Below are 11,660 nucleotides of genomic sequence, written 5' to 3'. Positions count from 1 at the left end.
AGATGTGTATAAGAGGCAGGTCCTTGATTGCCTGCAGTTCCTTGCCATCGTGAGCGCGGAAGTACTGGCCGCCGGTGGCCACGGCAATGGCCCGCAGGGCGGGTTCGTCCAGGTCCAGGCTTGGATTGACGCCGAGAAAACCGACCGTGCCACTTTGCTCCGGATCGGCCCCGATGCCGATCGGGTAGATTCTCACGCCTTCCTTGGCTGCCAGCCGTGCGGCAGTGAGGGGGGCGATTTCACCGCCATTGTTGGCGCCGTCGGTGACCAGTATCAGTACGCGGCTTGTGGCCGGACGCAAACGCAGGCGTTTGAGGGCCAGGCCAATGGCATCGCCGATGGCGGTGTTTTTGCCGGCAATGCCGATGCGCGCTTCGTCGAGCCAGACGCGCACGGTGTGCCGGTCGAATGTCAGCGGTGCCTGCAGATAGGCCTGGCTGCCGAACAGGATCAGGCCGACACGGTCACCTTCGCGGCTTTCGAGAAAGTCCCCGAGCAGATGCTGGACCAGTGAGAGGCGACTCACCTCTTCGTCCTGCCACTGCATGTCAGGGAAATCCATGGAGCCGGAAACGTCCACCGCCACCAGCAGATCGCGGCCGCTGGCGGCGATCGGCAACGGGTCGCCGAGCCACTGCGGACGCGCCGCCGCGACCAGCAGCAACAGCCACAGCAAAATGAACGGTGCCTGCTGGCGCCATGCCGGCAGGTTGGCCCGGGCGCGACGCCCGGCGAGGCCTTCCAGATCGCTGAGGAAGCTGACCTTGAGCGCCGGTTCGCCACTGTCGGCCACTGGCAATACGATCCGCATCAGCCACGGCAGCGGCAGAAGGGCGAATATCCACGGCCAGGCGAATTCAAACATGCTTGCGAATCCATGTGTCGATGGCCTGGGTCAGGCCTGCGATGGCCTTGTCGTCGAGTTTGCATTCGGGTTTGTAGGCGCCTTCGACCAGCACCATCCAGCGGGTCAGACCGGCTGCCGGGCAACGGTTGTCGAGGAACGCCAGCCATTTGCGGCCGTTGAGGGTATGGCTCTGGCTGTAGGGGTAGTGGTTGCGGCACAGGCGTTTGAGCAAGCCGTTGAGTTGCTGCAGCCAGGCACCGGCGGGGGCGCCATCGTAAGGCTTGGGCATCAGCGCCAGCTCCGCCAGGGCGGCAAGGCGCACCGGGTCAAGCGGCTGCTCGGCACGCACCACGGGGCGTTTTCTCGGAATAAAGCGACGCAGCTTCCACAGGCCCAGGCCGATCAGCGGCACCAACAAAAGCAGCAACCACCAACCCGGTGCCGGAGGCCAGAATTCCACCGGAGGCGGGGATATCAGGGGTTGCAGTTGATCAAGGCTGCTCATCGACCTTTCCCCGGTTTCTGTGGGTTCAGGTACTCGCGCAGTTGTTCGACCATTTCGCTCTGAGTGCTCAAAGGCATCATCAGCACCCGCAGTTTCTGCGCGAGCAGCTCCCAGCGAGCGATGCGTGCTTCGGCCTGGGCCCGGTAAGTCTGGCGCAGGTCGAAATTCAGCGTGTCGAGTTCCAGTTGCGCACCGCGTTCGGCGAAACGTAGAAGGCCGGCGGCGGGCAGGGCATGATCCAGTGGATCGGACACCGGGAGCAACAACAGGTCGCAATGACGCGATAACAGGCTCAGCTGTTGCTCGGCGCTTTCCGATAGCGCGCGTTCATCGCAAATCACAATGACAAGGCTGCCCGGACGTGACACCTCCCGCGCTCGGCGCAAGGCAATGCCAAAGGCGTCGCGGTCTGGTTCGCTTTCGGTATTCAGCGACTGGTTGACCCGCACCAGTCGGTTGAGCAACTGCAGCAGGCTTTGCTTGCTACGCCGAGGCTTGATTTCGTAATGCTCGTTGTCGCCATACACCAGCCCGCCGACCCGGTCGTTGTGCCCCAGGGCAGCCCAGCCGATCAGGCTCGCAGCCTGGGCGGCGAGCACCGACTTGAACATCAGGCCCGAGCCGAAAAACAGCCGCCGACTTTGTTCGACCATGATGAAAATCGGCCGCTCGCGTTCTTCGTGGAACAGTTTGGTGTGAGGCTCCTGGGTGCGCGCGGTCACGCGCCAGTCAATGGTGCGCACGTCGTCACCAGCCTGATAGACCCGCACCTGATCGAAGTCGACGCCACGCCCGCGCAATTTGGAATGGTGCAGGCCGATCAGCGGGCTGCGCTGGCTCGGCGTGGAAAACAGCTGCACTTCGCGCACGCGATGGCGCATCTCGATCAGGTCGGCGAGGCTGACACGGATGCCCGGCTCGGGCGGCAGGCTGGCGTTCATCGGGGTCAAGCGACGGCTACGACGTCGAGAATCCGCTGGACCACCCGGTCCTGATCGATGCCAGCGGCTTCGGCTTCAAAAGAAAGAATGATGCGATGGCGCAGCACGTCGAACAGCACGGCCTGGATATCTTCCGGGCTGACGAAGTCGCGGCCGGCCAGCCAGGCGTGGGCACGGGCGCAGCGGTCCAGGGCAATCGAGCCGCGCGGGCTGGCGCCGTAGGCGATCCACTCGGCCATCTCCGGGTCGAACTTGGCCGGGATGCGGGTGGCCATGACCAGTTGCACCAGGTATTCCTCCACGGCGTCGGCCATGTACAGACCGAGGATTTCCTTGCGCGCGGCGAAGATCGTCTGCTGGGTAACCCGACGCTCAGGCTTGGCTTCACCGTTCAGGGCTTCGCCGCGGGCCTGTTGCAGGATCTTGCGTTCAACGGTCGCGTCCGGGAAACCGATCTTCACGTGCATCAGGAAACGGTCGAGCTGGGCTTCCGGCAGCGGGTAGGTGCCTTCCTGCTCGATCGGGTTCTGCGTGGCCATCACCAGAAACAGCGGCGACAGCTCATAGGTGCTGCGTCCGACACTGACTTGCCGCTCGCCCATGGCTTCGAGCAGCGCCGACTGCACCTTGGCCGGGGCGCGGTTGATTTCGTCCGCCAGAACCAGGTTGTGGAAGATCGGGCCTTGCTGGAACACGAAACTGCCGGTTTCCGGTCGATAGATTTCCGTACCGGTAATGTCGGCCGGCAGCAGGTCGGGGGTGAACTGGATGCGGTGGAACTGAGCTTCGATGCCTTCGGCGAGTTCTTTGATGGCCTTGGTCTTGGCCAGGCCAGGGGCGCCTTCGACCAGCATGTGGCCGTCGGCGAGCAGGGCGATGAGCAAGCGCTCAACGAGCTTTTCCTGGCCGAGAATCTGCGTTGAAAGAAAGGTTCGCAGCGCGAGCAGCGCTTCACGATGTTCCATCGATGACTGTTCCTGCAAAAGGGTGGCCGAGGACGTTCGAATGACGCCAGGGCTGGGGGCGTTACTTTAATCCATCGCGGGGGGCGGCGACTAACGGCATTTTGCGCAAAGTGCGGGAAATGGGTGGCAATAGCTGTAGGGATTTTCTATAGGTCACAGAATGGCGGTGTTCTTCAGGGCCTCTTCGCGAGCAAGCCCGCTCCCACATTTGATCGCATTCTTACTGGAAGAGCGCGGTCGACTGTGGGAGCGGGCTTGCTCGCGAAGGCGTCAGTCAGTGCGCTGATATTTCAGAGCTGGCTGATATAAGTGCCGGTGCCCTTAAGAATGTTCTGCAAGGTTTCTTCCACTTCCGCCAGATCGCTCGGATCGGTGCTGTGAGTAATTTCCAGCACATCATCCCCATTCAGCGCATCGGCATCGGCGGCAGCAATTTCGATCTTCAACAGGGAAGGGCTAAGGGTGATCTTCACGCCGTCGAGGGTCGAAGGCTCGCCGTCGAGGGTGATTTCCAGCTCGTCCTCATCCGGATAGCGGCTCATCAGGAACATTTCGCCCTGGTCGCTGTGGCAGCAGAGCATGGCCATGTTGTCTTCCTCGTCGTCGCATGGGTTGACGATCAAGAGGGCGGTTTTCATTTTCATGGGAAATTCCTGGCTCGACGAGCGCTGCGAATAAAGACAGGGGCGCAATTCTGCCAGTCTTTAAAAAAAACTGCTCGGCTATAGGCCGTGTCGCGTTGCGATAGCAACAACAGCGAGACATCACTGTGCAATTGTTTTCAGTGTAATTGCCAAGGGCTGGAAGTGTGACCAGTCGTCGGCACTGTAATTTTTGACAGTAGCCATTCTTCGGTTTGAAGCATTAGCTGTAGACCTTGATATTTGCAGCAGCTGTGAGGTGTAGACATGAAGTCGATGAGTAAATGGCAGGGTGCCATGGTTTTCTGTGTTGCTTCGTTGCCTTTGTTGGTGAGTGCGGCCACTCCTGATTATTCACATGTGATGATATTGGTTAAGCGCGATGTTTCATTTTCGGAAAGTCAGGGGCGGGCAGGTGTCAGTAATGATTCACTAAAGGCGCTCAAGCTTCTTGCGCCCCATATGCGGCCGATGGTTCCAGTTTCCGGAAAGAGATCTAGTGCCCAGTTACAGGCGCTGCAAAGACATAGATTGGATCGTTATTTTATCGTTGATACTCGCACCCTCACTAAAAAGCAGGCGGAGGCGTTACTGCTGAAAATCAAGCAAAATCCGGTTGTGGAAGAGGCTGACTTTGAGCCGCGGGTAAATGGCATGCACAACGATAACGGCTCCTCTATTGAGGTTGCTCGTGAAGACATTCCTGATCACACGGGCCGCCAAAATTACCTGCAAGGGAGAGCTGCCGTTTCCCCCTATAAAATCGGGGGTGTCAATGCAGTAGAAGCTTGGAAGGTTTCAGGCGGGAAAGGCGAGGAAATGCAGGTGGTCTCTGCGGAAATTGATCACTGGGCCTACGATCATGTTGATTTGCCAAAGCCTTATTTGGAGATTAACGTCGATGCGGTGACCGGCTCCCATGACACATCGAGCGCTGGCACAATTGTCTCGCAGGAAAATGGCTTTGGTACTACCGGTATCGTGCCTTACGCCAAATTAGGCTATCTGCAGTGGGGGTCGGAGAGATTGGTCCAGTTGGTAGAGCAGTTGGGCGAAGGTGATGTTGTGCAGTTGGGTGTGCAATATGATTACACGCCATTTAAACAAATAGATTGCACGGAAAATTGTATGATGCCGTTGGAGTACAATAAGGTAGTGCGCGATACGGTTGCCTATATCACTGAAGAAAAGGGCGCGCATGTAGTTTTGGCGGCGGCGAATGGTGATATAAATTTGGATCACGAATACTTCCAGGGTTACTTTGATCGAAATATTTTTGATTCCGGCGCAATTTATGCCGGTGCTGTCGAACCTAAGACGGGTCTTAGAGCCTGGTACTCTGAATATGGTAGCCGCGTGGATATGTTCAGTTGGGGGGAGAATGTAACAACTACTTCATGGCGTAGAAGTAATCCTACGACGGCATATACCCATACTTATGCCGGTACTTCTTCAGCCAACCCGATCCTTGCCGGTGTCATTGCCTCTTTGCAAGGGGTCGCCCGTGCCAATGGCCTGGGCAATATCCCACCGAAAGTACTCCGTGAACTCCTCGTTGAAACGGGCTACCCGCAGATCAACGGCAATCGGACAGAAATCGGGGTTCAGCCCGATCTCGATGCCGCCATCAAGAAAATGCTGGCAGACGGGGCCGACAAACCACCTACAGGACGGCTTGCCTTGCCAGAGGAAGTAGCATCGGGCGAGACGTTTAGCGCACATGTCTATGCGGAGTCTCCCTCAAACAAACCACTGACTTATCGTTGGACCGCCACCAGGTTTTTGCCGCCGATAGGGAATGGGGAGTCGATGTCTTTCACCGCGCCAACAGTCACTGCCGATACCACAGGCACCCTTTCCGTGGATGTTTCCGACGGCACTCATACCCTCAATCTGGCGGAACATGTGACCATCAAAGCGCCTGTCGGGGCGGGGGAGTGTGGCGACATCCCGGTGTGGGATGCCGGCAAGGTTTATGCCGTCTACGCAGAGGAGGTGGCGTACAAGGAGAAGAAATACAAACAAAACTTCCACAACCTCAATAAGCAACCGGATCTCCATTCAGCTGCGTTTGGCAAGGAGTGGCAGCTCGGGGTTGATTGCCCGTAACAAGGTCATTGGCGGATTTGTGTTGTTGCCTATACCGAAATTTTCAACTGGCGGGGAGCGCTGAGGTTCAGTGAACCCACCAGCAAGCGTGATCAAGTCATCGTCGTTAAACACGGCATCGTTCGCCACCGCTCCAGAAGCGGTCGGTTAGTTTCTCTTCCCTCCCCAAGCTGCTCATCCGAGTTCTGAGATCGTGTCGTGAACGGGCAGAGTGTTACTGGTCATTTCTGGTACGCATGTCCCGTAAAACCGGACGGAAAACCGTCATTTTTCTGTGCGAATGCTAGTGTTGTTCGATGCGCATGCCTTGAGCAGCGTACCGATGACCGAATATGTCGCAGCACCGCAAGCATGGGCCTTGCCGCACTCGTTAAGCTGCGCAACGGATGAGCACCCGTAAAGACATTGCGCCGCACCCGGCCCAGTCGTTTTTGCAGATGCCCATTCACGGAAGGTGAATGTGACCTGAGTGTCTCGTCCAGCTTCACCCACCTGTCACCCTGTTTCCTCTGCCCGAGAATCAGGAGCCGGGTGACGGCTAGCTTTGAAACGTAGCCCCGAAAGGGGTTTCGCGCGACGCTTTCATCAATAACAAGCCCAAGCGGAGTACCACAGATGGCGTTCTTCACCGCAGCCAGCAAAGCCGACTTCCAGCACCAACTGCAAGCGGCACTGGCGCAGCACATCAGTGAACAGGCACTGCCACAAGTGGCGCTGTTCGCTGAACAATTCTTCGGCATCATTTCCCTTGACGAGCTGACCCAGCGTCGGTTGTCCGACCTCGCTGGCTGCACCCTTTCTGCATGGCGCCTGCTTGAGCGCTTTGATCACGCGCAACCGCAAGTGCGCGTCTACAACCCTGATTACGAACGTCACGGCTGGCAGTCGACCCACACCGCGGTCGAAGTGCTGCACCACGACCTGCCATTCCTGGTGGACTCGGTGCGTACCGAGCTGAACCGTCGTGGCTACAGCATCCATACCCTGCAAACCACCGTGCTGAGCGTGCGTCGTGGCAGCAAGGGCGAGTTGCTGGAAATCCTGCCAAAAGGCACCCAGGGCGACGACATTCTGCAAGAGTCGTTGATGTACCTGGAAATCGACCGCTGCGCCAACACCGCCGAGCTCAATGTGCTGAGCAAGGAACTGGAGCAGGTGCTCGGTGAAGTCCGCGTGGCCGTTGGCGATTTCGAGCCGATGAAGGCCAAGGTCCAGGACATCCTGACCAAGCTGGACAATAGCCAGTTCGCCGTCGATGGTGACGAGAAGAGCGAAATCAAGAGCTTCCTGGAATGGCTGGTGGGCAACCACTTCACCTTCCTCGGCTACGAAGAGTTCGTGGTCAGCGACGAAGCCGATGGCGGCCACATCGTCTATGACAAGGATTCTTTCCTTGGCCTGACCAAGCTGCTGCGTGCCGGCCTGACCTACGATGACCTGCGCATCGAAGACTACGCCGTGAACTACCTGCGCGAACCGACCCTGCTGTCGTTCGCCAAGGCCGCGCACCCAAGCCGTGTACACCGTCCGGCTTACCCGGACTACGTATCGATCCGCGAAATCGATGCCAACGGCAAGGTCATCAAGGAATGCCGTTTCATGGGCCTGTACACCTCGTCGGTGTATGGCGAGAGCGTGCGGGTGATCCCGTACATCCGCCGCAAGGTCGAGGAAATCGAACACCGCTCCGGCTTCCAGGCCAAGGCTCACCTGGGCAAGGAACTGGCGCAGGTGCTCGAAGTGCTGCCGCGCGACGATCTGTTCCAGACCCCGGTGGACGAGCTGTTCAGCACCGTGATGTCGATCGTGCAGATCCAGGAACGCAACAAGATTCGCGTGTTCCTGCGCAAAGACCCGTACGGCCGCTTCTGCTACTGCCTGGCCTACGTGCCGCGTGACATCTACTCCACCGAAGTGCGCCAGAAGATCCAGCAAGTGCTGATGGATCGCCTGAAAGCGACCGATTGCGAGTTCTGGACCTTCTTCTCCGAGTCCGTGCTGGCCCGCGTGCAACTGATCCTGCGCGTCGACCCGAAAAACCGTCTCGACATCGACCCGCTGCTGCTGGAAAAAGAAGTGGTGCAGGCCTGCCGCAGCTGGCAGGACGACTACGCCGCCCTGACCGTCGAAAGCTTCGGCGAAGCCCACGGCACCAACGTGCTGGCCGACTTCCCGAAAGGCTTCCCGGCCGGTTACCGCGAGCGCTTCGCAGCCCACTCGGCTGTGGTCGACATGCAGCACCTGCTGAGCCTGAACGAAAAAAATCCGCTGGTGATGAGCTTCTACCAGCCGCTGGGCGGGGTGTCCGGCCAGCGCATGCTGCACTGCAAGCTGTACCACGCCGATACCCCGCTGGCGCTGTCCGACGTGCTGCCGATCCTGGAAAACCTCGGCCTGCGCGTGCTGGGTGAGTTCCCGTATCGCCTGCGTCACAACAACGGCCGCGAGTTCTGGATTCACGATTTCGCGTTCACCGCCGCCGAAGGCCTGGAACTCGACATCCAGCAACTCAACGACACGCTGCAGGACGCCTTCGTCCACATCGTGCGTGGCGAAGCCGAGAACGACGCGTTCAACCGTCTGGTGCTGACTGCCGGCCTGCCATGGCGCGACGTGGCGCTGCTGCGTGCCTACGCCCGCTACATGAAGCAGATTCGTCTGGGCTTCGACCTGGGCTACATCGCCAGCACCCTGAACAACCACACCGACATCGCTCGCGAGCTGACCCGGTTGTTCAAGACCCGTTTCTACCTGGCACGCAAGCTGACCGGCGACGATCTGGAAGACAAGCAACAACGCCTGGAGCACGCGATTCTGGCTGCCCTGGACGACGTTGCAGTCCTGAACGAAGACCGCATCCTGCGTCGCTACCTGGACCTGATCAAGGCCACCCTGCGTACCAACTTCTACCAGACCGATGCCAACGGCCATAACAAGTCGTACTTCAGCTTCAAGTTCAACCCGCACTTGATTCCTGAACTGCCGAAGCCTGTTCCGAAATTCGAAATCTTCGTTTACTCGCCGCGCGTCGAAGGCGTGCACCTGCGCTTCGGCAACGTGGCCCGTGGCGGTCTGCGCTGGTCCGACCGTGAAGAAGACTTCCGTACCGAAGTCCTCGGCCTGGTAAAAGCCCAGCAAGTGAAGAACTCGGTGATCGTGCCGGTGGGTGCGAAGGGCGGCTTCCTGCCGCGTCGCCTGCCACTGGGCGGCAGCCGTGACGAGATCGCGGCCGAGGGTATCGCCTGCTACCGCATTTTCATTTCCGGTCTGCTGGACATCACCGACAACCTGAAGGACGGCGCGCTGGTGCCACCGGCCAACGTCGTGCGTCATGACGACGATGACCCGTACCTGGTAGTGGCGGCGGACAAGGGCACTGCGACCTTCTCCGACATCGCCAACGGCATTGCCATCGACTACGGCTTCTGGCTGGGTGACGCGTTTGCGTCCGGTGGTTCGGCCGGTTACGACCACAAGAAGATGGGCATCACCGCCAAGGGCGCGTGGGTCGGCGTACAGCGCCACTTCCGCGAGCGCGGCATCAATGTCCAGGAAGACAGCATCACCGTGGTTGGCGTCGGCGACATGGCCGGCGACGTGTTCGGCAACGGCTTGTTGATGTCCGACAAGCTGCAACTGGTCGCGGCCTTCAACCACCTGCACATCTTCATCGACCCGAACCCTGAGCCTGCGAATAGCTTCGCCGAGCGTCAGCGCCTGTTCGACCTGCCGCGTTCGGCCTGGTCGGACTACGACACCAGCATCATGTCCGAAGGCGGCGGTATCTTCTCGCGCAGCGCGAAGAGCATCGCGATTTCCGAGCAGATGAAAGAGCGCTTCGACATCCAGGCCGACAAGCTGACCCCGACCGAACTGCTGAACGCCTTGCTCAAGGCTCCAGTGGATCTGCTGTGGAACGGCGGTATCGGTACTTACGTCAAGGCCAGCACTGAAAGCCACGCCGATGTCGGCGACAAGGCCAACGATGCACTGCGCGTGAACGGCAACGAACTGCGCTGCAAAGTCGTGGGCGAGGGCGGTAACCTGGGCATGACCCAGCTGGGTCGCGTCGAGTTCGGCCTCAATGGCGGCGGTTCCAACACCGACTTCATCGACAACGCCGGTGGCGTGGACTGCTCCGACCACGAAGTGAACATCAAGATCCTGCTGAACGAAGTGGTTCAGGCCGGCGACATGACCGACAAGCAACGTAATGAGTTGCTGGCGAGCATGACCGACGAAGTCGGTGGTCTGGTGCTGGGCAACAACTACAAGCAGACCCAGGCCCTGTCCCTGGCAGCCCGTCGTGCCTTGCCGCGGATTGCCGAGTACAAGCGCCTGATGAACGATCTGGAAGGTCGCGGCAAGCTGGATCGCGCCATCGAGTTCCTGCCGGCCGAAGAAGCCATCAACGAGCGCGTCGCTGAAGGCCATGGCCTGACCCGTGCCGAGCTGTCGGTGCTGATCTCGTACAGCAAGATCGACCTCAAGGAGCAGCTGCTGGGCTCCCTGGTACCGGACGACGACTACCTGACCCGTGACATGGAAACCGCTTTCCCGCCAACCCTGGTGAGCAAGTTCTCCGCGGCCATGCGTCGTCACCGTCTGAAGCGCGAAATCGTCAGCACCCAGATCGCCAACGACCTGGTCAACCACATGGGCATCACCTTCGTTCAACGACTCAAAGAGTCGACCGGCATGAGCCCGGCGAACGTGGCCGGCGCCTACGTGATCGTGCGCGACATTTTCCACCTCCCGCACTGGTTCCGTCAGATCGAGAACCTGGACTACCAGGTTTCCGCCGACGTTCAACTGGAGCTGATGGACGAGCTGATGCGCCTGGGCCGTCGCGCCACGCGCTGGTTCCTGCGTACCCGTCGCAACGAGCAGAACGCTGCCCGTGACGTCGCGCACTTCGGTCCGCACCTGGCAGCGCTGGGCCTCAAGCTCGACGAACTGCTGGAAGGTCCGACCCGCGAAGGCTGGCAGACCCGTTACCAGGCCTACGTCGCGGCTGGCGTGCCTGAGTTGCTGGCGCGCATGGTTGCAGGCACCACTCACCTGTACACCCTGCTGCCGATCATCGAGGCTTCCGACGTGACCGGCCAGAACGCAGCGGACGTGGCCAAGGCCTACTTCGCGGTGGGCAGCGCGCTGGACATCACCTGGTACCTGCAACAGATCAGCGCTCTGCCGGTTGAAAACAACTGGCAGGCCCTGGCCCGTGAAGCGTTCCGTGATGACGTCGACTGGCAGCAACGTGCAATCACCATCTCGGTCCTGCAACAGGGCGACGGTACCCAGGACGTGGAAACACGGCTCTCCCTGTGGATGGCGCAGCACGAAAGCATGATCGAACGCTGGCGCGCCATGCTGGTGGAAATCCGTGCCGCCAGCGGCACCGACTACGCCATGTACGCGGTAGCCAACCGCGAACTGCTCGACCTGGCGTTGAGCGGTCAGGCGGTAGTGCCTGCCGCTGTCGCCGCCGAGCTGGAACCGGCTGCCTGATCAGGCGTTGAATGAAAAAACCCCGCATCGAGAGATGCGGGGTTTTTTTGCCGCAGGTTTTTGTGGTGAGTGATCGGACGCCTTCGCGAGCAAGCCCGCTCCCACAGTTGATCGCATTCTAATGTGGGAGCGGGCTTGCTC

General features: G+C 59.7%; 7 protein-coding genes. 2 read left to right on the top strand and 5 right to left on the bottom strand.

Features of this window, described 5'->3' with window-relative positions; translation table 11 throughout:
* From KGA88_RS30135 to KGA88_RS30115, 5 genes are all read right to left on the bottom strand, one after another.
* Positions 1 to 865: VWA domain-containing protein (locus KGA88_RS30135; RefSeq protein WP_223596348.1), on the bottom strand; the 865-nt coding region annotated here is incomplete at its 3' end.
* A complete protein-coding gene (locus KGA88_RS30130; protein WP_110659605.1) occupies positions 858 to 1,352 on the bottom strand; it encodes a DUF4381 domain-containing protein in 495 nt (164 codons plus the stop codon). The genes KGA88_RS30130 and KGA88_RS30135, both read right to left, overlap by 8 nt.
* Positions 1,349 to 2,293, bottom strand: coding sequence for a DUF58 domain-containing protein (locus KGA88_RS30125; protein WP_110659606.1), 945 nt, complete (start codon positions 2,291 to 2,293; stop codon positions 1,349 to 1,351). Before KGA88_RS30125 ends, KGA88_RS30130 begins: the two co-directional genes overlap by 4 nt.
* Positions 2,294 to 2,298: 5 nt before the next feature.
* Positions 2,299 to 3,258 (bottom strand): AAA family ATPase, encoded by a 960-nt coding sequence (locus KGA88_RS30120; RefSeq protein WP_110659607.1) that lies wholly within the window; start codon positions 3,256 to 3,258, stop codon positions 2,299 to 2,301.
* 290 nt (positions 3,259 to 3,548) lie between these two features.
* Positions 3,549 to 3,902 (bottom strand): hypothetical protein, encoded by a 354-nt coding sequence (locus KGA88_RS30115; protein ID WP_223596345.1) that lies wholly within the window; start codon positions 3,900 to 3,902, stop codon positions 3,549 to 3,551.
* 264 nt (positions 3,903 to 4,166) lie between these two features.
* Here KGA88_RS30115 and KGA88_RS30110 point away from each other — a divergent pair, with 264 nt between their 5' ends.
* The gene (locus KGA88_RS30110) at positions 4,167 to 6,008 is read left to right on the top strand and encodes a S8 family serine peptidase (protein WP_223596343.1); all 1,842 of its coding nucleotides are present in this window, start codon (positions 4,167 to 4,169) and stop codon (positions 6,006 to 6,008) included.
* 615 nt (positions 6,009 to 6,623) lie between these two features.
* On the top strand, positions 6,624 to 11,519 hold the full coding sequence (locus KGA88_RS30105) for an NAD-glutamate dehydrogenase (protein ID WP_110659610.1): 4,896 nt from the start codon (positions 6,624 to 6,626) through the stop codon (positions 11,517 to 11,519).
* The last annotated feature ends 141 nt before the right edge of the window (positions 11,520 to 11,660 follow it).

This window comes from Pseudomonas sp. A-R-19, assembly GCF_019956575.1.
Lineage (GTDB): Bacteria > Pseudomonadota > Gammaproteobacteria > Pseudomonadales > Pseudomonadaceae > Aquipseudomonas.
The sequence above is the reverse complement of the archived record's forward strand: the minus strand, read 5'-3'. Positions and strand labels throughout refer to the sequence as shown.